Here is a 22,261-nt window from a genome sequence, read left to right on the forward strand (position 1 = left end):
TCCTTCAAGTAGATAAAAGGATGTCCAAAATGGCATTGAACAATGCATGAAAAGTGCACAGTTGACATCTATTCATCTCTGCAATAGCATGAAGGTAAAAAGGGAAGATATGGGAAAGATCAAGATCCTTAACGATATTCTCATCGACAAAATTGCTGCTGGAGAGATTGTTGAGAGGCCTTCATCCATTGTTAAAGAGCTAATCGAAAATTCTATAGATTCGGGGTCGTCATCAATCATGGTAGAGATCACAAAAGGAGGAAAAGAAAAGATCAGGGTGGACGATGATGGTGAAGGGATGGACAGAGAGGATCTCATACTTGCTCTCGAAAGGCATGCCACGAGCAAGATCTTAAATGAAAAAGATCTCTGCTCCATCTCAACGATGGGATTTCGCGGGGAAGCACTCCCGTCCATAGCATCCGTCTCTATCGTTACCATGAGAAGTGGAAGAGGCCTTGCTCTTCCGGGCCATGAAGTCCATGCTAAGGGAGGAAAGATCTTGAATGTCGAAGAAGTTCCACCGCTTAAGGGCACCTCCGTGGAGGTCCGCTCCATATTTTTCAACACGCCGGCCAGAAATAAGTTTCTGAAAAGTAATGAAGTGGAGCTGTCACACATCATCGCTGCGATCCAGAGACTTGCCCTTTCTTTCTATGAATTACGTTTTACCCTGAAGAGTAAAGATAGATTGCTATTTAGCCTTTCTCCCTCTAGCAGCAGACGTGAGAGGATCTCTCAGATCTTTGGATCTGATTTTGCCAGCAGGCTGCTCCAATTCAGCATTACGGGAGAAGCAGTCGAGCTGGAGGGGTTCATCTCCAATATCGGGGACGGTCGCTCGAATCGCAGCGGCCAGAACTTCTTCGTAAACCGGAGGTCCATCAAGGACAGGACACTGATGGGAGCGGCGTATAATGCTTACAGAAGCTTCTTTCCTGGAAGCCATCCATACCTCTTTCTCTTCCTTGAGGTTAACCCCTCCCTTGTAGACTTCAATGTCCATCCCGCAAAACTGGAAGTTAGGTTTCGCCATCTCGGGGAGATCTATCGCATTGTCCATAATGCCATCCTTTCTGTTCTCGAAGGGGAAAAGTTGCATTCTGCATCAGCAAGGCTTTCCCCGTCCATGTCAAGACAAACCGGCCTTCACGGGGTCGCACATCATGGGTCTTCAGCAGAAAGAGCATCTACAATCAAAATCTCAGAAATGCAGGTACAGGAAGAAGTTCCTTTCGAATCAAGAAGTCAAGATATTAAAATCCTGGGTCAGCATCTCAATACCTTCATCGTTGCAACCGATTCAGAAAATCTCTTCATTATTGACCAGCATATTGCGCACGAAAGGGTCGTCTTCGAAGAACTAAACGCTCAGCTTCAAAGAGGAACGGTGGAAAGACAGAAGCTTCTTTTTCCCATGACTATCGAACTGACACCTGCCGAGTCCTCATGCGTCAAGGCTCATCAGAAGATCCTTTTCAACGCTGGATTGATCATCGATGATTTTGGTCCCGGAACCATCAAAGTCACGGAAATTCCGACTAGTCTCCCCCTGAATTCTATCCCGGGATTCATAAAGGAAGTGATTTCATCATTATTACTTGAGGATCCCGAAGTCGGTTGTGAAACGATGACGGAGCTACTCTCCATGCTCGCGTGCCATGCAGCGGTAAAAGCAGGGGAGAGACTCGCTGCCGCGAAGATGGAATACATCGTTGAATCTCTCCTGAAATGCTCCAACCCTTACTACTGCCCGCACGGGCGTCCGATCACAGTGAAACTCGGACCTTCAGAGCTCATGAAGCAGTTCAAAAGAAGGGAGTAGCTGCTTGTTGACAGCAGGCGCATCTCCCGGTATATTTAAGGAGAATTTAGAAGTTGATGATGTGTAAGGGTCTGTCCATCATATGCTTTATAATCCTCATCTTTCCCCTGGGATCTGTTTCCATCTTCGCCTCGGAAGCTATTATTTTCAGTGATGAAAGATCTCTGATTGTTCAGGAGCATGAAGAGCTCGAAGGGGTATATCTTCTCAAGTTAGATGGCGGTGGGATGATGAGCTGCGAAAAAGGGATGGTTAAGGAGATACGCTTCGTTGAAGATCAGCCAGATGAAGCTGTTGAGAGGTCTCTTGCCGCTCCTGTTCCTGGCCAGAAACCCGATTACGAAGCAATCATTGAGGAAGTCTCCCGGGAGCACGATGTAGATTCCTCTCTCGTAAAAGCGGTCGTCAAAATTGAATCCAATTTTAACCCGTTTTCTGTTTCCCCCAAGGGTGCGCAGGGCCTCATGCAGCTCATGCCTAAAACAGCAACACGATTCAACGTGGATAATGTGTTCGACCCAAAGGAGAACATCCAGGGAGGAATAAGATACCTGAAGTTCCTCTCCAACCGGTATGGCCGGCGATTAGATCTTATCCTTGCAGCTTACAATGCAGGAGAAGAAGCAGTTGAAAAACACGGCGGTGTCCCTCCCTACAGGGAGACAATCGAATATGTTCTGAAGGTCCTGCGGCTGTATAACAAGAGCTAACTACTTAACTTTCCCGGGATATTTAACTGTATTCAGCCCGACAACTTAAAAGTTTTATGAACGAATGCATAAGGCTTTTTCTCTCAGCGGGGGTCATTACCAAATGGAATTTTAAGATAGAAGTAAGCCGCTTCCAGAGCAGTGGAATTTCTCTTTGCAATGATCCTGTGGTAGAACTCTTCAGCCAGGCTTCTCTTCTGCATCAAATCCAACGCCTGACCTGCCCGTAGTTCTGCAATTTCCAGAATCTCGCTCGATGAATCCTCTTTTGATATAAGGATCTCCTGAAATAGATCAAAAGCCTCTTTGGCTCTTAACTCCTTCAGAAAGAGTTCTCCAAGACGAAGACGGCTCATAAGATCCCCATCATCCTCTTCGATCATTCTACTCAAGATTTCCATGGAGGCATCCATTTCTGCTCGATCCGCTTTCACGAGAGCTTCAATGTTCTTTCTGTAGATGTACAGCTTCTTTTCCGGAGGAGACTGCTTGGAGACATTCTCAAGCTTTCTTTTCATATCCGGAATGCTTCCTTTAAATTTTTCAATCTGTCCTGCGTCCCCGCTTAAGAGGAGCGCCATGGCTGCAAGATAAAGGATGTCATCGCGCCTGGCAAGATCGGCGTTTTGTGAGAACAGGTTTTCAAAGCAGGGCAGGGCTTTATCTGCCCTCCCCATGGAAAGGTAGCACCGAATGAGATGAAGCGTCATCAACTCGATGACGTCTTGGTCTGCTTGCTTTGCCTCGGCCTTGACAATTATCTCGTTCAGCAACGGCACCGCTTTCTCAAAGTTCAGGATCCTCATGTGCAGTTTCGCAAGAGCATGCTTGACCAGCAGATTCTCATTCCTATTCGCGCATCTTGATAGTTCAACGTAAGCTGAGGAATGATCATTCTCAAATTTATTTGAATAGATCTCCGCCAGGATCAGAGTGGACTCCACGTCAAAATGCCTGGCCCTTTCGGCTGCCAGCTGGAGCTGCTGGATCCCCCTGACATGGTCCCCACCCGGAAGGAATAAAAGGAAGCGAATCCCTTTGACTATGGATGGGACCCTGTCTGCATAATAGTTATAGATGCCTAGACCAAAGAGAGCATCGTAGATCTCAGGATCCTCTTGAAGAAGATTCTCAAGGATCTTTTTCCCCTTCTTCGCGAGAAAGGCAGCGGATAATGCTTCCCTCCTCAAAGCCAGGTAATAGCTTTGCAGGAGGTAGGAGGTCCCGAGGATTAGCCTCGTTTCCTTCTCCCCACTCTCTCGCTTCAAACTCTTTTCTGCAAGGCTGATGGTCCGATTCAAGTTCTTCTCGAACTCTGAAATCTTCTCCTTGTTTTCCGAGTTATAGATTAGATGAATGAACTGCGAGAAAGAGATTAAAAAATGGCCAACGGGCCGATTGGGTTCAATTATCGTCAATTTCTTAAGGCTTTCCTCGGCATCCTGGAAGCATCCATTCCTGATGAGATCCACGGCATCCAGAATGAACTCCTCACGGCTTTTGCCATATCCCAAAGAAGATATGGAGACCAGAAGAAGCAGCGGGATCATAAATTTGAAAGATAAATAGGAGAGCAGATTGAGTCCATTATCTGGAATGCACATAGTTCAAAATTATTATATAACAGAATCTCATATTTTCTTTGCCGCTGGAGATTATAATCCCTTCGGTAGGCGCAATACCTTGACAAATATCTTTTTCCTGTTATAATCACGCTTCGTTTAAGGCGAATATGTTCATTGATATCAAAGAGATAAGCAAGGGAGGGAAGCTTCTTTCTGGGAGAATGACCATTGAGACTCTCAACTGGCAGCACGGTGAAAGCATCGGAGTTTCAGAAGTCAGTTATGAGCTACAGCTGACGCCGGGAGAGAGAGGATTGGACCTGAAAGGAACGATGGAAACAACACTGGCCCTGAATTGCAGCCGATGCCTCGAACCCTACATTTTCCCGCTGAAACACATCTTTTCTCTGAATCTCCAGGAAATCCGGGAGAGCAAAGGGAAAGGAGAGTACCAGATTGAGGAAGACGAAGTCGATCTGTATCCCTTGAAGGAGGGGAAAGCCGATCTAAAGGAAATCCTCATCGAACAGATATATCTCAACCTTCCTCTCAAGCCTCTCTGCGATGCAGAATGCAAGGGGCTTTGCTCTGTCTGCGGAGGGAATATTAACAATAACGGATGCCGGTGTCCCATTCCTTCTTGATTGGGATCGGCACATAGAGGGAAAGCAATATGCCCAATCCAAAGAGAAGACATTCCAAGGCTCGTCGGGATAAAAGAAGAACGCATGACAGGCTGCAAACGTCCAATCTTTCCAAGTGTCCCAACTGCAATGAGCCAAAACTTCCTCATCGCGTATGTTCCTATTGCGGGTATTACAAGGGAAGGGAAGTCATAGAAGTCGTTGAAGTTTGAGCTGCTTTAAGAAAAATAATCCAAAATTTGAAATTACAACTTTTATAGCTTCCTTTTGAAGGCTTTGGAAATGAGCTTTAAAATAGCTATTGATGCAATGGGGGGAGATTTTGCACCCCAGAATGTCGTCTATGGAGCTGTTCAGGCAGCCAGAGAGTTCAACCTCAATCTCATCCTGGTAGGGAGGAGAGACGACATTCTTATGGAACTTTCCAAGCATGACACTGCTGGACTCAACATTGAGATCGATAATGCTTCCGAAGTCATTGGGATGGAAGAACAACCCACCCTTGCTCTCCGTCAGAAGAAGGATTCCTCCATCAGAGTGGGCGCCAGACTGGTCAGGGAAGGAAAAGCGATGGGCCTTGTGAGTGCAGGACACACCGGAGCGGTCCTGGCCGCCTCAAAGATCCTCATAGGAGTAATCCCAGGGGTTGATCGTCCAGCTCTTGCCGCTGCCGTTCCAAACAGGCGCGGGACATCAATCTGGATCGATGTCGGCGCCAACATTGATTGCAAGCCTCTTCATTTGAAGCAGTTCGCCGTTATGGGACACCTGTATGCCCGCGAAATCATGCGAATCCCAAACCCAAGGATCGGCCTTCTGAGCATCGGCGAAGAAGATATCAAGGGAAACGAGAAGACGAAGGAAGTCTTCAAAGTCCTTAAAGAAGCCAATCTCAACTTTATTGGAAACGTGGAGGGTTCTGCAGTATTCAACGGTGAAGTCGATGTCATTGTCTGTGACGGTTTCGTCGGGAACATCTCGCTTAAAGTGGCGGAGAGCGTGCTTGAAACAATGGTGTACTTACTGAAGGAAGAGATTTCTAAAACCTATTCCAGGCAGTTCGGGTATTTCTTCTTGCGACCCACCTTCCGCGAATTTAAAAAGAGGATCGATTATGCAGAATATGGAGGAGCCCCTCTTCTCGGAACAAAAGGGTGCGTCATCATCTGTCACGGGAAGTCATCAGCCAAGGCAATCAGAAATGCCCTGAAGGTCGCCAGAGATTTCATCCAGAACAATGTTGGCGAGAGGATCTATCAGGAAATAAAGAATCTTGCAGAAGCCGAGGAAAGGATCCTCTGATCAGTAAATAAAGGAATGAACATGGGAGACATCAGCGCAGTCATAACGGGAACTGGCTCATCCCTTCCGGAAAAGATCGTAACCAACTTCGATCTGGAAAAGATACTGGACACTTCGGATGAATGGATTACGACAAGAACAGGAATCAGAGAGAGGCATGTCGCCACCGATTCTGAATACATGTCCATCTTCGCCACGGACTCTTCTAAGAAGGCGATTGAGATGGCAGGAATTCCTCCATCTGACATCGATATGATAATCTGCGCAACGGTCACACCTGATATGCCGATCCCGTCCACGGCCTGTACGATCCAAGAAAACCTCAAAGCAAAAAAAGCTTCAGCGTTCGATCTTTCAGCAGGTTGTTCGGGATTCATCTTTGCCCTCTCCATTGCGAACCAGTACATCCTCTCTGGCACACACCATAACATCCTCGTCATCGGAGCAGAGCTTTTGACGAAATATATGGATTGGTCGGACAGGACGACTAGCGTCATTTTCGCGGATGGTGCTGGGGCAGTCATTCTCTCGAGAGGAGAAAGGCCAAGAGGGATCCTCGCGTCGAGTCTGCATACGGATGGTTCCATGGTAGATTTCCTATACGTTCCGGCAGGAGGGACAATTTCCCCTCCGAGCCAGGAGACCGTCAACAAGAAGATGCATTACATCAAGATGAAGGGGAACGAGACCTTCAAGATCGCTGTGAGGTCCATAGAGGATGTTTCCCGCGAAGTGATAAAACAGGCCGGCCTCATGCCCCAGGATATCGACTGGTTTATTCCCCACCAGGCAAACAAAAGGATCATCGACGCGGTGGGAACAAGATTGAACATCGACCAGAAAAAGATCTTCATCAACATTGATCGAATTGGTAATACTTCTGCAGCTTCCATACCTATCGCCCTCGATGAGGCCAGGAGGGCGAACATGATCAAGGAAGGAGACAATATCCTTTTTGCCGCGTTCGGAGCAGGTTTGACCTGGGCGGCTGCCCTGGTCAAATGGTGAAACTATGACGATAACTGCATTTCTCTTCCCGGGACAGGGATCTCAGTATACCGGAATGGGAAAAGAATTTTACGGAGCATATCCTGAATTTAGACATGTCATGGAAGAGGCCGATGACACCCTGAAGTATAGATTGAGCAAACTCTGCTTCGAAGGATCTGAAGATCAACTGAAGCTAACGGCCATTACACAGCCTTCCATCCTTGCAGTCAGCATCGGTGTCTGGGAGATCCTGAAGTCCAGGATGTCTCTTCCTGAATTCGTTGCGGGCCATAGCATGGGAGAATATTCGGCGCTTGTTTCTGCTGGTTCCCTTGCATTTCGTGACGCAGTTATCACGGTAAAACTCCGCGGAGAGTTCATGCAGGAAGCCGTGCCACATGGAAGGGGAGCCATGGCGGCCATTATCGGGATGAAGGCGAAAGATGTGGAAAAGATATGCCAGGAAGCATCCGAAGGTGAAGTAGTCTCCCCGGCCAACTTCAACTCCCCGGATCAGACAGTCATCGCTGGCGAATCATCAGCAGTTGATCGAGCGATTGAGATAGCTAAAAAAAATAATGCAAAGAGGGCTCTTAAACTTCCGGTTAGCGCACCATTCCATTGTGCTCTTATGAAGCCAGCCCAGGAAAGGCTCGCTCAGCATCTTGAGGGTGTTGTGATTGGGAATCTGTCTTTTCCTCTTGTCAGCAACGTGGAAGCTGCAATCATCTTTGAAGGTAAGAAGGCAAAGGATTCTCTCATCAGACAGGTTTCTTCTCCCGTCCTCTGGGAATCCTCCATGAAAGTTCTCAGGCAGCAGGGCGTCGATGTCCTCATCGAATGCGGGCCGGGAAAAGTACTGTCCGGGCTGGCAAAACGAATTGACTCCTCCTTCAAGATATATCATGTGGAAGATGAGAGTTCGCTGAGGGAGACGCTGAAAGAGATGGAATCCCTCAGGATCTAAGGGAAAAGGACTGAAGAAAGGATAGATTTATGAATTTCAAAGGGCGAACAATTCTCGTGACCGGAGCTGGAAGAGGTATAGGACGGGAGTTGGCCGTTGCATTCGCGAGGGCAGGGGCATCCGTTGTTGTTGCGGACATTGCAGAGGGTGAATCTCCAACAACATTGGAAGAGATTAAAAAATTAGCTGGAGATGGCATGTTCATCCAGATGGATGTTTCAAGTTCGGCAAAAGTGTTGGAAGGCGTCAAAGAGATTATTGACGTCTATGGTAAAATTGACGTTCTTGTCAACAACGCCGGGATCACGAGGGATAGTCTGCTCTTGAGGTTGAAGGATGAGGACTGGGATAAAGTAATTGACGTCAACTTAAAAGGGGTTTTCAACATGACGAAAGCTGTTCTTCCGATAATGATCAGAGGAAAGTATGGAAGGATCATCAATATCTCATCAGTCATAGGCCTGATGGGCAATCCAGGGCAAACCAATTATGCCGCATCCAAGGCGGGAGTGATCGGTTTTACGAAGGCTCTTGCCAGGGAAGTCGCATCACGCAGCATCACTGTCAATGCTGTGGCACCAGGATACATCGATACGGAGATGACAAGGGTGCTGCCTGATTCCATCAAGGAGAAACTCCTGCAGCTCATCCCCGCGGGAAGACTTGGAACCACAGCAGACGTTGCCAGTGGTGTCCTGTTTCTTGCAAGCGAGGAAGCGTCTTACATCACGGGACAAGTACTGAACATCAACGGCGGAATGTATATGTAGGAGAAGTCAAAATAAACTTTGAGGAGGAAAACGAATGAGCATGGAAACCGCAGAAAAGGTAAGGAAGATCATTTCAGAACAGCTCAACGTAAGCCAGGAAGAGGTCACGATGGGAGCGTCCTTCACCGATGATCTCGGAGCGGATTCGCTGGATATCGTTGAACTGGTTATGAAGCTTGAAGAGGAATTCGGTATAACGATCAGTGATGAAGAAGCTTCCAAGCTGAAGACGGTAGGTGATGCTATTGCTTTCATAAAGAATCTTCAGCAGAAATAAAACTTTTTGCGTAAGGATGGACTCGATTGAGCAGAAGAGTCGTCATCACAGGGATGGGAATTATCTCTCCTCTCGGCATCGGGATCAAGGAGAATTGGGAAGCACTTGCTGCAGGAAAGAGCGGCATAGGTCCAATAACAAAATTCGATGCCACGAATTTCCCATCAAGGATAGCAGGCGAGGTGAGGAACTTCAACCCGGAAGATTACATCGACAGGAAAGAAATCAAAAAGATGGATGCCTTCATCCACTTCGCAATAGCGGCGACGCAGATGGCTCTGAACGATGCCAGGTTGACGATCGACCAATCCAATGCCGTGAGAGTGGGAGTTATCATAGGCTCCGGAATAGGAGGGCTCCCTCTCCTCGAGAACCAGTACCAGGCTTATCTTAAGGGGGGACACAGGAGGATATCGCCTTTTTTCATTCCAGGAATGATCGTGAATCTCGCCTCCGGCCAGGTTGCAATAAAGTTTGGAGCCAAGGGACCTAATTCTGCCGTCTGTACAGCCTGCGCTACGGGTACTCATGCCATCGGAGATGCCTATCGATTGATCCGGGTGGCGGAAGCAGACATCATGATCGCCGGAGGGACTGAATCGGTCATCACACCTCTTGCAGTGGGCGGATTCTCTTCGATGAAAGCCCTCTCCACAAGAAATGAAGAACCTGAGAAAGCAAGCCGCCCATTTGATGCTGGTAGAGATGGATTCGTGATGTCAGAGGGAGTCGGAGTTGTTATCCTTGAAGAGATTGGCTCTGCCGTCAAGAGAAATGCGGCCATCCATGCTGAGATTGTGGGATACGGGATGTCAAGCGACGCTTATCATATTTCTGCTCCATCCACCGATGGACCCATGCGTGTCATGCAGAATGCAATCCGGAGCGCCAATGTCGATCCTTCGGTAGTGGACTTCATCAATGCACACGGAACCTCCACTCCTCAAGGAGATAAGGCGGAGACGGATGCCATCAAGAAAGTCTTTGGCGAGAGAGCCTATAAGATTGCCATATCGTCGACGAAGTCAATGATGGGGCATCTCCTTGGAGCAGCTGGTGGAGTAGAGACAATCGCTACAGTTTTAAGCATCAAGCATGATACGGCTACTCCCACCATAAATCTGACGGCTCCCGATCCGCAGTGCGATCTGAACTACGTTCCGAATCAGAGCCGAAAAATGACAATTAACTATGCCCTCAATAACTCTTTCGGCTTTGGCGGTACGAACGCATCTCTTCTACTGAAGAAATATAGTGAATGAGAATTCGAATTTTTTTATGAAGGAAACTGGTGAATTTTTTCACCTGCTTCCAGATTTTCAGGGGGATGAAATGAACATCATCGTATGTATCAAGCAAGTACCAGACACAGAAGCTAAGATCCGAATTGCCAGAGATGGGAAGTCTATTGACGAGAGTGATATCAATTTCATTGTCAATCCTTTCGACGAGTATGCCGTCGAAGAGGCGCTGAGGATCAAGGAAGCTAAAGGAGGAGAAGTCACGCTCCTCTGTGCCGGTAAGGAGAGGGCAACGCTGGCCCTCCGGACCTGCTTGGCGATGGGAGCTGATAAAGCTATCCTTATCAAAGATGATGCCTTCGAGAAGTCGGACTCCCTGACGATAGCAAAAGCTCTCTCCAATGTCATCGGGAAGATGCCATACGAGCTTATCCTGTTTGGAAGACTCGGGATCGGAACGGACAACGGCCAAGTTGGCCAGATGGTTGCCGAGATGCTGAAAATCCCCCATGCAAGTGTTGCAATAAAGCTCGAACTCATCGATGGAAAGATTCTCGTTCATAGAGAGATAGAGGGTGCTATCGAGGTTATGGAAGCAACGCTTCCGGCAGCCGTCACGGCCCAGAAGGGGCTCAATGAACCGCGATACGCTTCTCTGAAGGGGATTATGATGGCGAAGAAGAAAGAGATCATGGTAATGGCGGCTGCAGATGCCGGGATCTCTCAGGAAGAGATAGGCGAAGAAGGTGCAAAGATCAAGGTGGAGAAGCTAATGCTTCCTCCCCAGAGGGACAGGGTGAAGATCGTTTCTGGCGAACCTCCCGAGGCTGCCATAGAACTGGCTAGACTTCTGAGGGAAGAAGCCATGATCATCTGAAATCATGAAAGCCTTGTTAACGACGAATCCTTGGTAACAGAAAAGATCTTTCAGGATAGCGCAGAGATTACAATAATTGCTTTTATGGAGTGAATGATGGAGAATTGCATTTTAGTTTTCGTCGAACAGAGGAGTGGTCAGATAAAGAAAGCTTCTCTTGAGGCGCTGTCGCAGGGAAAGAGGATTGCCGATCAGTTGAATATTGAGTTGGTCGCGGCGCTCATCGGAGAGAATGTAGGCGATAAGATATCAGAGCTTCCAAAATATGGCACAAAAAAAGTGCTCTTATCGGAAAGCCCCGCATGGAAGTACTATTCGCCCGATGGTTTTGCCAGATGCATTGTAGGGATGGCGGTAGAGATAAAACCCTCGATCATCCTCTTCCCCGGAACCGCCATGGGAAGGGACCTTTCGCCGAGAGTTGCTGCCTCGTTGAAGACAGGCCTTGCCTCGGATTGCACCGATCTCAGTATAGAAGAGAGCCGCATTCAAGCGACTCGCCCGATGTATTCGGGCAAGCTCTACGGTAAGGTCTCCATTCCCGATGCAAAACCTTCCATTTTCACGCTCCGTCCCAACGTCTTTCCGGTATTGGATCCCATTGATGGATTATCTGCTGAAGTAATCTACTTTCCCCCGCCTTCTTCAATCGAAGAGCTAAAAGCCAGGGTCATCGCTATCATAGCTGGGGAAAGCGCTAAGCTTGACATCACGGAGGCTAGCATCATCGTTGCGGGCGGCAGAGGGATGAAGGGTCCCGAAGGTTTCAATATCCTGCAGGAGCTCGCCGATGTGCTGGGCGGATCCATTGGCGCATCACGAGCGGCGGTCGATGCCGGTTGGATTGACCATCAGCACCAGGTTGGGCAGACGGGTAAGGTTATCAGCCCAAGCCTTTACATAGCATGCGGCATATCGGGAGCAATACAGCACCTGGCAGGAATGTCTTCATCGAAATATATCGTCGCCATCAATAAAGACCAGGAAGCCCCCATCTTCAAGGCAGCCGATTATGGAATCGTGGGCGATCTCTTTGAAGTTGTCCCCAGGCTGACGGAGGAAATCCGGAAGTTGAAAGCAGAGTGATCCCGTGAGGAAGAAATGACTGAGGAAAAATTCGATGCGATCGTGGTTGGAGCAGGACCGGCTGGAATAGCCGCGGCTCTCGTAATGGCCAGAGCAGGACTCGAAGTCGTCGTCTTCGAAAAAGGGGAATTCCCTGGCTCCAAGAACGTTTTCGGAGGGATTCTCTTTACACAAGTCCTCAATGAATTGATACCCGAATTCTGGAAAGAAGCTCCTCTGGAGAGAAACATCACGCGAAGAAAATTCTCTCTTCTCTCCGAAGACGCTGAGATGGAGTTCTCCTTCAAGACGGATGGTTTTAACACGCCGCCATACAACAACTCCTTCACGGCCATCCGATCAAAATTCGATCGGTGGTTCGCATCCAAGGCTGAAGAGGCTGGTGCCATGATCCTCAGCGCAAGCACTGTCGACGATTTTATTTACAGCGATGGGAAGATATGCGGCGTGAGGGCAAGGCGTGAAGAGGGAGACCTGTACGCCGATGCAGTGATCTGCGCCGAAGGAGCAAATGCCCTTCTTAGTGAGAAGGCTGGGATGAGAGAGAAGCTCTCCCCTCATGAAATGGCTCTGGGAGTGAAGGAAGTCATCAGGCTCTCGAGGGAAGCAGTGGAAGAGCGTTTCAATCTAAACGAAAACGAGGGCGCCGCACATGAATACTTCGGGAGCGCAGTGGCGGGGCTGGTCGGAGGGGCTTTCCTTTACAGCAACCTGGACACGATCTCCATAGGGATCGGAGTTTCGGTAGACAACCTCATCCAGAGAAAGGAGAGCGGTAATATGATCCTTGAAAAATTCAAGAACCATCCCTGCATTTACCCCTATGTCAAAGGCGGAGAAAGTATAGAATATTCGGCGCACCTCATTCCGGAAGGAGGATACAATCGTATACCGAAACTTGTCCGGGACGGCTTAATAATAGTTGGAGATTGTGCTGGATTTGTAAATGCATCGCATTACCATGAGGGAACGAACCTCGCAATGGCATCCGGGAAGTTTGCCGCGGATACAGTCGTCGAAGCTAAGAGCAGAGGAGACTTCTCCGAAAAAGGTCTTTTCTCATATGTGGAAAGGCTGAACGAATCCTTTGTCATGAAGGATCTAAAGAAGTTCAAGAGATTCTTCGAGTTTGCCCATAGAAACAGGGAGATTTTCGCTGAATATCCATCCATTTTCGCAGAGCTACTGCAGGATTTCTTCACGATATCCATGGAATCCAAAGAGGAAATCCAGAAAAGAGTCTTAAAGAAATACCGATCCAAGATCGGGTATATGAAGACGCTCAGACTCCTGAACAAAATGAGGAAGACCTTTCTCTGATATTAGCTGCCTGCATTTTGTCTTAGAGAAAAGATTCGTGAACACCGTGATGAGATTTTTCTCAGGGAAAATATACTCATCTTTTCGCGCGAGAAGTCGGAGCCATAAAAAATTAAGCTTCATTCCGGTAGAGTCAAAAAAATAGCAATCGACAAATTTCATAAATATGATGATAGAATATCGTCTGCAGAGTAGTCTTATGGAACGAAAAATAAAGATCCGGGAGATGCTTGAGGAGAGGGAGGAGAAAATTCTCCATTCGAAAGCCGCGTTTGCCAGAAGGTCGAAAGGCAGGATGCGACATGAGGAGGATTGTGATATCCGAACCTGCTTTCAGAGGGATAGGGACCGCATCATCCACTGCAAATCATTCAGGAGATTAAAACACAAGACGCAGGTTTTCCTGGCTCCTGCAGGAGATCATTATCGGACGAGATTGACACACACCCTGGAGGTTTCCCAGGTGGCTCGCTCCATCGCGCGGTCTCTATGTTTGAACGAGGATCTGGCAGAGGCAATATCGCTGGCTCATGACCTGGGCCATACACCCTTTGGACATGCCGGTGAACGAGTCCTCGACCGGCTCATGCCTGGAGGCTTCCACCATTATAGCCAGAGTCTCAGAGTCGTCGATGAATTGGAGTATGAAGGAAAGGGACTCAATCTGACTTATGAAGTCAGAGATGGAATCATGAAGCATTCCAAAGGGGAAGGTGAGATACTCCCCGGGGATCCAGAAAAGAGAGCAGCCACCCTTGAAGGGGACATTGTCAGAATCTCTGATGTCATCGCCTATGTGAACCATGACGTTGACGACGCGCTGCGCGCTAGAATGATAAGCCCAGAAGATATCCCTCGTGATATCCGGTCAGGGCTCGGCGAGACTTCTCCTAAACGGATCGATACACTCGTCAAGGATGTAGTTTATAGCAGTCTGGCCTGCGACCTAGAACAGATCACGATGAATCATGGCATCATGGGATTGCTGGCCGACCTCCGCTCATTCCTATTCGAGAATGTATACGAGCATGAAAGATCAAAGAAGGAGTTCATCAAGGCGGAAAATATCCTCCTGAAAATATATGAGGAAGTAATGAAAAACCCGGCATCTTACTTCTCGAGAGAACTGGAGAAGGAAGGGGAAAAGACAAGGGAAAAAATAGAAAGACTCGCCTTCGATTTCATCGCAGGAATGACTGACCGATACGCCATCACGCTCTTTAACAATCTGTTCATTCCAACACCCTGTATTGGCATGAACGTTCTTCAAGCATGAAAGCCCACCACCACTTTCCTTGACACTGACTTCCATTTCCAATAAAATTTTTTAAAGGGTTTCAGGCTTTCGTGGCGTTCATGGATAGATTATGGAAAAAACAGAAAGCTGCATCATACCTTTCATTTCTATAAAAGAGCTTCTTTCCGAGGAAGCATCCGACCTTCAGCTCAGGATTATTTCAGGAGAAGATGGCATTGGGAACATGATCCGATCACATATCGTACAGAAGCCAGGACTCGCGCTTTCGGGATACATGGAATCTATCAGTCCGGCAAGCATCCAGATCCTTGGAAAAAGCGAGATCTCTTTCCTGTACCAGATGGAACCGGTTAATAGAAAGAATCTACTGAAGGATCTATGTTCACAGAAGATCTCATGCTTCGTCCTTACCGATGAGATAGAATTGCCTCAAGAACTAATGGAAGAGAGCAGCCGACAAAGGATTCCGATTCTGAAGACAATGCTCAAGAGTCCCCTTTTTCTTGAGAAGCTCCAAGCCTACTTAGAGGACAAGCTCTCTCCGAGATTGACACTGCACGGGGTCCTGGTCGATATCTACGGGCTGGGTGTTTTGTTGCTGGGAGAGAGCGGTGTGGGAAAGAGCGAATGCGCGCTTGACCTCATCGTGAGAGGACATAGACTCGTATCCGATGACGCCATAGAGATAAGAAGAAAGGGAGAAACGCTAGTTGGCAAGGGAGTCGACCTGACGCGCTATCATATGGAGATCAGGGGCATCGGGATCATCAACATCAAAGATCTCTTCGGGGTGACGTCGGTTCGCTACGAGAAGAACGTAGAATTCGTGATCAGACTCGACCGCTGGGTGGAGGGGAAAGAGTACGACCGTCTGGGCATTGAAGAGGGGAGTTACGAAATCCTCGGCATGGAGCTTCCCTATGTTGAGATGCCTGTGGCTCCGGGGCGGAACATTTCAGTCCTGATTGAAGTCGCTGCAAGGAATCAGCTTCTCAAGCGGAAGGGAGATCACTCCGCCAGGAAACTTGTTGAAGAGCTGGGAGAGAGGCTTAAAAAGAAAGCGGTCAGCCAGGGTCAGGAGGGGGACGAGCTTTGAATGGCCTGATCATCATAACCGGACTCTCTGGCTCCGGGAAGAGCCTTGCTGCACGAGCCTTTGAGGATATGGGTTACTTTTGTGTGGATAATCTTCCCGTCCAGCTCATCCCGACTTTTTCTGAACTCATCACTAAAGCCGGTGCAGAATTTAAGAGGGCATCCCTTGTCATCGACATCCGGGAAAGAAAGTTCCTGAATGATTTTCCGCGCATCATCACGGATCTGAGGAAAACGGGTAAGGAAATTGAGATCATCTTCTTCGAAGCTTCCCAGGAAATCCTCAAGCGAAGATTCAATGAAACGAGAAGACCTCATCCTCTTGCGCAGGAAGCAAATCTCGAGTACGGGATTCAGAAGGAAATCGAAATCATGAGGCCAATTCGCGATTTCGCAGACAGGGTCATCGATACCTCAAAATTCAACATTCACGAGCTAAGGCTGTTCCTCAAAAACAGCTTTCGCCACGAGCACGATTCCCGTATCAACATCAGCATCATCAGTTTCGGTTATAAATATGGGATCCCTTCCGAATCAGACCTCGTCTTCGATGTGAGATTCCTCTCCAACCCTTACTTTGAGGAGGAGCTGAAGTCAAAGACAGGCTTAGAGTCTGATGTTATCTCTTATCTCAAATCGTTTAAGGAATATTTTGAGTTCATCAAGATTCTGGGTGAGATGATGACATTCCTGATCCCCCGCTACATCCAGGAAGGGAAGAGCTATCTTACTATCTCCATCGGATGTACTGGGGGAAAACACAGATCCGTGGCTCTGGCGGAGGAGTTGAAATCATTGCTTGCAGAACGTGACTGCACTACGAGCGTCTTTCACAGAGACATAGATAAGGAGTAAACTTTGTCTGAGAAAGGGGAGCTTGAGCATGATCGGAGTTGTTGTAGTCACCCACAGCCGTCTTGCCGAAGAACTGGTGGAAGCCACAAGAAGGATCGTCGGAGAAGCTGCCCAACTTCATGCCGTTTCCATAGATTGGAACGATGACGTGGAAAAGGCAAGAAAGCTTATCCAGGAAGGGATCAAGAAGGTGGATAATGGTGAAGGGGTCCTTATCCTGACCGACATGTTTGGCGGAACACCAACGAATATCAGTCTGACCTTTCTTGAAAAAGGAAGGGTTGAGATCGTCACTGGAGTAAACCTTCCCATGCTGATCAAGTATACCACCCTCAAGGATCTTGGCAATCTGGAAGACCTCGCCTCGCGATTGAAAGAACAGGGCATGAAATCCATCCACGTCGCTTCCGAACTCCTGAAGAGCAGAAACTGACGGAGAACGATGATCGATCGAAAAATAGTAATTATCAATAAGCTTGGAATGCACGCGAGAGCTGCTGCGAAATTTGTTCATCTAGCCAGCCGCTTCAAGGCAAGAATTAACATCGTCAAGGATGGCCAGAGAGTGGATGGAAAATCGATCTTGGGCATCCTGATGCTCGCAGCGGCTCAGGGCTCCAACATACGGCTGATCGTGGAAGGAAACGATGAAAGAGAGGCTTTCAAACAGCTGGAGATGCTGATCAAAGACAAGTTCGGGGAGGAAGAATGAAATTTCAGGGAATTGCGGTATCACCGGGTATCGCCATCGGGAAGGCTCTGGTGGTAGAAACGACTGAGACCACTATCTTCCGCATCCCAATTAGCGAAAAGGAAGTGGCTCATGAGAAGGAGAGGTTCAAAAACGCTATCGCACAGAGCAAAAAGCAACTTCAATCCGTCAAGGAAAAGATCAGCAAAGAGGTCAGCCAGAAATATTCTTTCATCTTCGATGCCCATCTCCTTATCCTCGAAGATGAATCGCTCATCGGCGAGGTTCTTTCGATCATCGGGAAGGAGCGCGTCAATGCAGAATGGGCTTTAAAAATTGTCGTAGGGAAGCTCCTGAAGGCATTTGAAAATATCAGCGATCCCTATTTTCGCGAAAGGGGAGGAGATATCGAAGACATCTATCGGAGGGTGCAGGCGATCCTTGCCGGGGGCAAGAACCACCATCGACTGTCAGAGCTGATCGATGATGTAATCGTCGTCGCGCATTCCCTTTCTCCTGCAGATACGGCTCTCCTCAATACCGATCATGTTATTGCCTTTGCCACCGATCTTGGCGGACGAACTTCGCATACGGCCATCCTTGCAAATGCCCTCGAGATACCTGCCGTTGTGGGTCTGCTGGACGTATACAGCAGGGTAAGAAACCGTGACGAGATCGTCGTAGATGGAAACAACGGTTTGTTCATCATTAATCCTACGGAAAAGGAAAAAGAGGAGTACCTTAGAAAGAAGATCCGGTATGAGAGAAAAGAAAGCAGGCTCCTTGAGCTAAGAGGGGTTCCTGCAATTACCAGGGATGGGACTGAGATCAAGCTGATGGCGAACATAGAACTTCCTGGAGAGATCCACTCCGCCATCCAGCATGGCGCTCACGGGATCGGACTTTACCGCTCCGAGTTCCTCTATCTTATGAAATCACCAGATCTGCCCACCGAGGAAGACCACTTCAGACTCTACAGGGAGATAGCTGAGAAGGTTTATCCCGATGAGGCTCTTGTGAGAACGCTCGATCTGGGAGGAGAGAAGTACTTTCATGCCGTCCTCGAGAAGGACGAAGCCAATCCAGTCATGGGATTAAGGGCGATTCGTCTATGCTTAAAAAGAAAGGATATCTTTCGATTGCAGTTGCGCGGGATATTGAAGGCATCGCACTATGGGAACATCAAGATAATGTTCCCTCTCATATCCACCATCGAAGAACTCAGGAACGCTCGATCGCTTCTTGAAGAAATTAAAGAAGAATTGCGAAGAGAAGGAACGCCCTTCAACGAGAGGATGGAGATAGGGATAATGATCGAGGTACCTGCCGCTGCGATGATAGCCGACATCCTGGCAAGAGAGGTCCAGTTCATCAGCATCGGGACGAACGACCTCATCCAATACTATATGGCTGCCGACAGGAGCAACAAGTCTGTATCCTATCTTTATCAACCCCTTCATCCTTCCATTCTTCGGACTTTGAAATTCGTCATCGACGGTGCTGCTAAAAACAACGTGGATGTTAGCATCTGTGGGGAAATGGCTTCAGATCCTTTCTGCCTCCCCGTTCTGCTTGGGCTTGGCATGAGGAAGCTCAGCATGAACCCGAAAGCCATCCCCACCATCAAGAAACTCGTCATGAAGATAAGCATCAGAGAAATGGCTGGAATAATGGAGGAGGCACAGAAACTGGGAAGCGCCGAAGAGATAGAGAGATTTCTCATTCAAAAGAAGATCGCAACTTTTCGAATATAGGAATTATGAAGAAGATCCTCAAGCCCTGGGGCTATGAAATCCTGTTCGCCATAACAAAGGATTATGCTGGAAAAGTTCTCTTCATCAAGAAAGGAGAGGAACTCAGCTACCAGTACCACAGAAAGAAGGAAGAGACGATCTATCTGTTCAAGGGGAGCATCAGGATCGTCTTTCAGAGCGCAGGCATGAAGAAAACGCTTAGACTCAGCGCGGGGAGTGGTTTCCACATCCCCCCAATGATGAAACACAGAATAGCCGCCATTATAGACAGCTACATCTTCGAAGTCTCCACGCCTCATCTTGATGATGTCGTCAGACTTGAGGATAGGTATGGCAGGACCTGAGCAGCCATCATCAACTATTCGAGTTATCCTTTAGAACTTCATTATCTTAAAGTTTTTGGTTAAATCTTTTCCATAACATCCGATATCTAAAAGATATTTTTAATTATTTTAATTAATTGATTGACTTCATTTTCATTATTTAATATATTACTTTAAGTTAATGTAATAGTTTTGGTAATTATGAAAAGATGGCTGTAACAAAGGAAAGCCTTGCAGCGACAGTCTACAGATATCATGGCGGACTGTCTAAGAGTGAAGCCTCAAAGATCATCAATATCATCTTTGAAGCGATAAGAGGAAAATTAGCGCAAAAGGAGAAGATTCATCTGATCGGCTTCGGGAGCATAGAAGGCGTAGTCAGGAAGGGACGAAAAGGGAAGAACCCATTGACAGGGAAGGATTTTTTCATTGCAGAAAAGCTTTCCATTAAATTCAAGCCTTCTAAAAAGCTTATTGAAATGATCAATTGAGGTTCCTCCACCGCAGAGGAATGGTAAATGATTATGAACAGGGAAAAATTTCCAGATAAGCTGTTCTACAAGATCGGAGAAGTTTGCAAGATCACCGATACCCAACCCTATGTCCTCCGGTTCTGGGAATCAGAATTCCCACAGCTCACCCCTCAAAAGAACAGAGCTGGACAGAGGGTCTATCGCAAGAGCGATATCGAACTCATCTTCAAGATAAAACAGTTGCTCTACGATGAAGAATACACGATTGCTGGAGCCAGGAAGAAGCTTGGCATGGATGATATTGAAGTCCCCGAGGAGGAACCGATGAAACAAGAAGAGCTTACATTTGAGAAACAGCTATGCAGAAAGGAGACGAGTGGGAAAAAGGTTTCTGGGGAGGGCAGGACCAAGCTCAAACGACTGGAAGAACAGCTTGAGAGTCTCCTTGATCTTCTCGATGAGAACGACCGGAAGATCAAAGAAATCAAGACGAAGCTAAAAAGGCAAGTAATCTCTGAATGATAGATTAAGTGCGATGGTCGGCGGACGCAGAATGACAGCAAGAATGGCAAGAATGGAATGATTGACAGGGTAAGACAGCAAATATACAATTTTTATTATTTTTAAGGTCGGGGCGTGGCGCAGCCTGGTAGCGCACTTGCTTGGGGTGCAAGTGGTCGGCCGTTCAAATCGGCTCGCCCCGACCATTTTTTATTACAGAATTTCAGGATGGCTGATATTGATCTCCGGTAGAATGGAAAAGATGAATCATAGAGCAAGTCGGGTGAAGATGGTGATGGAGCAGCTCATCTGGAAGGGGATCACTGATGAGAGAGTCCTCCAGGCATTTAGCGACATTCCCAGACATCTCTTCGTCCAGGAGGCGTTGAGGAACAAGGCCTATGCTGATTGCGCTCTCCCCATCGGAGAAAAACAGACCATTTCGCAGCCTTACACAGTCGCCATCATGACGGAACTTCTTCAGGTGGAACCGCACCACAGGATCCTCGAGTTAGGAACCGGATCAGGATATCAGGCAGCTATCCTTTCAAGGCTTGCTGCACAGGTCTATTCCGTCGAACGGATTGCCATCCTCGCCGAGAAGGCGCAGGAAATTGTAGTTCAACTAGGGATCAAGAACATACATATCAAGACATTTGACGGGACATACGGGTGGAGAGAGTTTTCCCCCTTCGACAGAATTATCGTAACTGCAGCGGCTCCAAACATTCCGGAGCCGCTCGTCGAGCAGTTGAGCGGGGAAGAGGGAAAACTGGTAATTCCCGTCGGCTCCGAGAAAAGGCAGATGCTGGTGCGGCTTATCAAGAGAGGAGAAGAGAGAATCATCGAGGAGCATGGCCAATGCACTTTCGTTCCCCTTCTTGGACGATACGGCTGGAAAAAGAAGGATTGAAGGGATTAATGAGATTGCACCGATATCTCTACGATTGGGTCCTGCACTGGTCCAGAACCCCTTATGGATCTCTTGCGCTCTTTCTCATCGCCGTGGCCGAATCCTCTTTTTTTCCAATCCCACCCGACGTTCTCCTCATCGCCCTCTGCCTTGCAACACCCTTACGATCCTTTTCCTTTGCACTCATCTGTTCTATAGGCTCCGTTCTCGGAGGACTGATAGGGTATCTAATCGGATTCAGCTTCTTCGAGCTCATCGCAGAACCGATCATCAACTTTTACAGATATCAGAATGTCTACGCTAGAATCAGCGAACTTTACAACAGGTACAATGCCTGGGTGGTGGGGATTGCAGGATTCACTCCGATCCCTTACAAGATCTTCACCATCGCCGGCGGTGCCTGCAAGATCAATCTCGTCGTCTTCACGCTCGCGTCAATAATCAGTCGCTCTGCGAGGTTCTACCTCGTCTCCTTCCTGCTCTGGAGATTCGGTTCTCCTATTAGAAACTTCATTGAAAAGTATCTGGGCTGGCTCAGTATCCTATTCGTCTTCATCCTCGTCCTTAGTTTCATTTTGCTGAGATATCTATTATAATGACTTTCGAATACTTGATCGGGGCGTAGCGCAGCCTGGTAGCGCACTTGCTTCGGGAGCAAGGAGTCGGTGGTTCAAATCCACTCGCCCCGACCAGAACCTTTTAGCGTCCAGTTATGAACATCTCATACTTCTTGGCCATTTCGCTACAAGCGTACCAAGAGCTTGCTGGTTTTTTCAGCAGTCTGTGCGATAATTTCAACAAGCATTGGGATGAGGATCCAGTCG

General features: G+C 47.9%; 25 protein-coding genes and 2 tRNA genes. 26 read left to right on the forward strand and 1 reads right to left on the reverse strand.

The window, feature by feature from the left end; genetic code table 11:
* Window positions 1–109 precede the first annotated feature (109 nt).
* Together mutL and AB1756_02680 are read left to right on the forward strand one after the other, a co-directional pair.
* On the forward strand, window positions 110–1,825 hold the full coding sequence (mutL, locus tag AB1756_02675; GenBank protein ID MEW5806243.1) for a DNA mismatch repair endonuclease MutL: 1,716 nt from the start codon (window positions 110–112) through the stop codon (window positions 1,823–1,825).
* Window positions 1,826–1,881: 56 nt separating this feature from the next.
* A complete protein-coding gene (locus tag AB1756_02680) occupies window positions 1,882–2,535 on the forward strand; it encodes a lytic transglycosylase domain-containing protein (protein ID MEW5806244.1) in 654 nt (217 codons plus the stop codon).
* 83 nt (window positions 2,536–2,618) lie between these two features.
* Here the strand turns inward: AB1756_02680 and AB1756_02685 are convergent, their stop codons facing one another.
* Window positions 2,619–4,085 (reverse strand): hypothetical protein, encoded by a 1,467-nt coding sequence (locus AB1756_02685; GenBank protein MEW5806245.1) that lies wholly within the window; start codon window positions 4,083–4,085, stop codon window positions 2,619–2,621.
* Between the two features lie 182 nt (window positions 4,086–4,267).
* Here AB1756_02685 and AB1756_02690 point away from each other — a divergent pair, with 182 nt between their 5' ends.
* The 24 genes from AB1756_02690 to AB1756_02805 all read left to right on the forward strand — a co-directional run bounded on the left by AB1756_02690 (window position 4,268) and on the right by AB1756_02805 (window position 22,129).
* Complete coding sequence (locus AB1756_02690; protein MEW5806246.1) at window positions 4,268–4,744, forward strand: DUF177 domain-containing protein; 477 nt, start codon at window positions 4,268–4,270, stop codon at window positions 4,742–4,744.
* A 29-nt stretch (window positions 4,745–4,773) separates the two neighbouring features.
* A complete protein-coding gene (gene rpmF, locus AB1756_02695) occupies window positions 4,774–4,956 on the forward strand; it encodes a 50S ribosomal protein L32 (GenBank protein MEW5806247.1) in 183 nt (60 codons plus the stop codon).
* A gap of 70 nt (window positions 4,957–5,026) precedes the next feature.
* The gene (gene plsX, locus AB1756_02700) at window positions 5,027–6,046 is read left to right on the forward strand and encodes a phosphate acyltransferase PlsX (protein MEW5806248.1); all 1,020 of its coding nucleotides are present in this window, start codon (window positions 5,027–5,029) and stop codon (window positions 6,044–6,046) included.
* Window positions 6,047–6,067: 21 nt separating this feature from the next.
* A complete protein-coding gene (locus AB1756_02705) occupies window positions 6,068–7,054 on the forward strand; it encodes a beta-ketoacyl-ACP synthase III (GenBank protein ID MEW5806249.1) in 987 nt (328 codons plus the stop codon).
* A 4-nt stretch (window positions 7,055–7,058) separates the two neighbouring features.
* Complete coding sequence (gene fabD / locus AB1756_02710) at window positions 7,059–8,003, forward strand: ACP S-malonyltransferase (GenBank protein MEW5806250.1); 945 nt, start codon at window positions 7,059–7,061, stop codon at window positions 8,001–8,003.
* Between the two features lie 29 nt (window positions 8,004–8,032).
* Window positions 8,033–8,773: a 3-oxoacyl-[acyl-carrier-protein] reductase gene (fabG, locus tag AB1756_02715; GenBank protein ID MEW5806251.1), complete on the forward strand. Its 741-nt coding sequence runs from the start codon at window positions 8,033–8,035 to the stop codon at window positions 8,771–8,773.
* 40 nt (window positions 8,774–8,813) lie between these two features.
* Window positions 8,814–9,050 carry an acyl carrier protein gene (acpP, locus tag AB1756_02720; GenBank protein ID MEW5806252.1) on the forward strand — a complete coding sequence of 79 codons (237 nt, stop codon included), beginning with the start codon at window positions 8,814–8,816 and terminating at the stop codon, window positions 9,048–9,050.
* A 26-nt stretch (window positions 9,051–9,076) separates the two neighbouring features.
* Entirely contained in the window at window positions 9,077–10,312 is a 1,236-nt protein-coding gene (gene fabF / locus AB1756_02725) for a beta-ketoacyl-ACP synthase II (protein ID MEW5806253.1), read from the forward strand.
* 70 nt (window positions 10,313–10,382) lie between these two features.
* Window positions 10,383–11,168: an electron transfer flavoprotein subunit beta/FixA family protein gene (locus AB1756_02730; protein MEW5806254.1), complete on the forward strand. Its 786-nt coding sequence runs from the start codon at window positions 10,383–10,385 to the stop codon at window positions 11,166–11,168.
* Window positions 11,169–11,261: 93 nt separating this feature from the next.
* The gene (locus AB1756_02735) at window positions 11,262–12,254 is read left to right on the forward strand and encodes an electron transfer flavoprotein subunit alpha/FixB family protein (GenBank protein MEW5806255.1); all 993 of its coding nucleotides are present in this window, start codon (window positions 11,262–11,264) and stop codon (window positions 12,252–12,254) included.
* A gap of 15 nt (window positions 12,255–12,269) precedes the next feature.
* Window positions 12,270–13,574, forward strand: coding sequence for an FAD-dependent oxidoreductase (locus AB1756_02740; protein MEW5806256.1), 1,305 nt, complete (start codon window positions 12,270–12,272; stop codon window positions 13,572–13,574).
* A gap of 199 nt (window positions 13,575–13,773) precedes the next feature.
* A complete protein-coding gene (locus AB1756_02745) occupies window positions 13,774–14,850 on the forward strand; it encodes a deoxyguanosinetriphosphate triphosphohydrolase (protein MEW5806257.1) in 1,077 nt (358 codons plus the stop codon).
* A 91-nt stretch (window positions 14,851–14,941) separates the two neighbouring features.
* Entirely contained in the window at window positions 14,942–15,928 is a 987-nt protein-coding gene (gene hprK / locus AB1756_02750) for an HPr(Ser) kinase/phosphatase (GenBank protein MEW5806258.1), read from the forward strand.
* Window positions 15,925–16,782 (forward strand): RNase adapter RapZ, encoded by an 858-nt coding sequence (rapZ, locus tag AB1756_02755; protein ID MEW5806259.1) that lies wholly within the window; start codon window positions 15,925–15,927, stop codon window positions 16,780–16,782. The genes hprK and rapZ overlap by 4 nt, the downstream gene beginning before the upstream one ends.
* Before the next feature lie 28 nt (window positions 16,783–16,810).
* Window positions 16,811–17,215: a PTS sugar transporter subunit IIA gene (locus tag AB1756_02760; GenBank protein ID MEW5806260.1), complete on the forward strand. Its 405-nt coding sequence runs from the start codon at window positions 16,811–16,813 to the stop codon at window positions 17,213–17,215.
* Between the two features lie 9 nt (window positions 17,216–17,224).
* Window positions 17,225–17,494, forward strand: a complete 270-nt coding sequence (locus AB1756_02765; protein MEW5806261.1) for an HPr family phosphocarrier protein — start codon at window positions 17,225–17,227, stop codon at window positions 17,492–17,494.
* Window positions 17,491–19,227 (forward strand): phosphoenolpyruvate--protein phosphotransferase, encoded by a 1,737-nt coding sequence (ptsP, locus tag AB1756_02770; GenBank protein ID MEW5806262.1) that lies wholly within the window; start codon window positions 17,491–17,493, stop codon window positions 19,225–19,227. The genes AB1756_02765 and ptsP overlap by 4 nt, the downstream gene beginning before the upstream one ends.
* 5 nt (window positions 19,228–19,232) lie before the next feature.
* Window positions 19,233–19,571: a cupin gene (locus AB1756_02775; protein ID MEW5806263.1), complete on the forward strand. Its 339-nt coding sequence runs from the start codon at window positions 19,233–19,235 to the stop codon at window positions 19,569–19,571.
* 188 nt (window positions 19,572–19,759) lie between these two features.
* Window positions 19,760–20,041 (forward strand): HU family DNA-binding protein, encoded by a 282-nt coding sequence (locus AB1756_02780; protein ID MEW5806264.1) that lies wholly within the window; start codon window positions 19,760–19,762, stop codon window positions 20,039–20,041.
* 33 nt (window positions 20,042–20,074) lie between these two features.
* On the forward strand, window positions 20,075–20,545 hold the full coding sequence (locus AB1756_02785) for a MerR family transcriptional regulator (GenBank protein MEW5806265.1): 471 nt from the start codon (window positions 20,075–20,077) through the stop codon (window positions 20,543–20,545).
* A 108-nt stretch (window positions 20,546–20,653) separates the two neighbouring features.
* Window positions 20,654–20,730, forward strand: a tRNA-Pro gene (locus AB1756_02790).
* Window positions 20,731–20,786: 56 nt separating this feature from the next.
* The gene (locus tag AB1756_02795; protein MEW5806266.1) at window positions 20,787–21,437 is read left to right on the forward strand and encodes a protein-L-isoaspartate(D-aspartate) O-methyltransferase; all 651 of its coding nucleotides are present in this window, start codon (window positions 20,787–20,789) and stop codon (window positions 21,435–21,437) included.
* Between the two features lie 8 nt (window positions 21,438–21,445).
* Window positions 21,446–22,033: a YqaA family protein gene (locus tag AB1756_02800; GenBank protein MEW5806267.1), complete on the forward strand. Its 588-nt coding sequence runs from the start codon at window positions 21,446–21,448 to the stop codon at window positions 22,031–22,033.
* 19 nt (window positions 22,034–22,052) lie between these two features.
* Window positions 22,053–22,129 (forward strand) — tRNA-Pro (locus tag AB1756_02805).
* Window positions 22,130–22,261 lie beyond the last annotated feature (132 nt).

Source organism: Acidobacteriota bacterium (assembly GCA_040752675.1).
Lineage (GTDB): Bacteria > Acidobacteriota > Polarisedimenticolia > JBFMGF01 > JBFMGF01 > JBFMGF01.

Bases quoted from the DNA above. Each gene is read 5' to 3' on its own strand.
- mutL (MEW5806243.1), top strand. From the start codon at position 110: ATGGGAAAGATCAAGATCCTTAACGATATTCTCATCGACAAAATTGCT.
- AB1756_02680 (MEW5806244.1), top strand. From the start codon at position 1,882: ATGATGTGTAAGGGTCTGTCCATCATATGCTTTATAATCCTCATCTTT.
- AB1756_02685 (MEW5806245.1), bottom strand. From the start codon at position 4,085: ATGATCCCGCTGCTTCTTCTGGTCTCCATATCTTCTTTGGGATATGGC.
- AB1756_02690 (MEW5806246.1), top strand. From the start codon at position 4,268: ATGTTCATTGATATCAAAGAGATAAGCAAGGGAGGGAAGCTTCTTTCT.
- rpmF (MEW5806247.1), top strand. From the start codon at position 4,774: ATGCCCAATCCAAAGAGAAGACATTCCAAGGCTCGTCGGGATAAAAGA.
- plsX (MEW5806248.1), top strand. From the start codon at position 5,027: ATGAGCTTTAAAATAGCTATTGATGCAATGGGGGGAGATTTTGCACCC.
- AB1756_02705 (MEW5806249.1), top strand. From the start codon at position 6,068: ATGGGAGACATCAGCGCAGTCATAACGGGAACTGGCTCATCCCTTCCG.
- fabD (MEW5806250.1), top strand. From the start codon at position 7,059: ATGACGATAACTGCATTTCTCTTCCCGGGACAGGGATCTCAGTATACC.
- fabG (MEW5806251.1), top strand. From the start codon at position 8,033: ATGAATTTCAAAGGGCGAACAATTCTCGTGACCGGAGCTGGAAGAGGT.
- acpP (MEW5806252.1), top strand. From the start codon at position 8,814: ATGGAAACCGCAGAAAAGGTAAGGAAGATCATTTCAGAACAGCTCAAC.
- AB1756_02730 (MEW5806254.1), top strand. From the start codon at position 10,383: ATGAACATCATCGTATGTATCAAGCAAGTACCAGACACAGAAGCTAAG.
- AB1756_02735 (MEW5806255.1), top strand. From the start codon at position 11,262: ATGATGGAGAATTGCATTTTAGTTTTCGTCGAACAGAGGAGTGGTCAG.
- AB1756_02740 (MEW5806256.1), top strand. From the start codon at position 12,270: ATGACTGAGGAAAAATTCGATGCGATCGTGGTTGGAGCAGGACCGGCT.
- AB1756_02745 (MEW5806257.1), top strand. From the start codon at position 13,774: ATGGAACGAAAAATAAAGATCCGGGAGATGCTTGAGGAGAGGGAGGAG.
- hprK (MEW5806258.1), top strand. From the start codon at position 14,942: ATGGAAAAAACAGAAAGCTGCATCATACCTTTCATTTCTATAAAAGAG.
- AB1756_02760 (MEW5806260.1), top strand. From the start codon at position 16,811: ATGATCGGAGTTGTTGTAGTCACCCACAGCCGTCTTGCCGAAGAACTG.
- AB1756_02765 (MEW5806261.1), top strand. From the start codon at position 17,225: ATGATCGATCGAAAAATAGTAATTATCAATAAGCTTGGAATGCACGCG.
- ptsP (MEW5806262.1), top strand. From the start codon at position 17,491: ATGAAATTTCAGGGAATTGCGGTATCACCGGGTATCGCCATCGGGAAG.
- AB1756_02775 (MEW5806263.1), top strand. From the start codon at position 19,233: ATGAAGAAGATCCTCAAGCCCTGGGGCTATGAAATCCTGTTCGCCATA.
- AB1756_02780 (MEW5806264.1), top strand. From the start codon at position 19,760: ATGGCTGTAACAAAGGAAAGCCTTGCAGCGACAGTCTACAGATATCAT.
- AB1756_02785 (MEW5806265.1), top strand. From the start codon at position 20,075: ATGAACAGGGAAAAATTTCCAGATAAGCTGTTCTACAAGATCGGAGAA.
- AB1756_02795 (MEW5806266.1), top strand. From the start codon at position 20,787: ATGAATCATAGAGCAAGTCGGGTGAAGATGGTGATGGAGCAGCTCATC.
- AB1756_02800 (MEW5806267.1), top strand. From the start codon at position 21,446: ATGAGATTGCACCGATATCTCTACGATTGGGTCCTGCACTGGTCCAGA.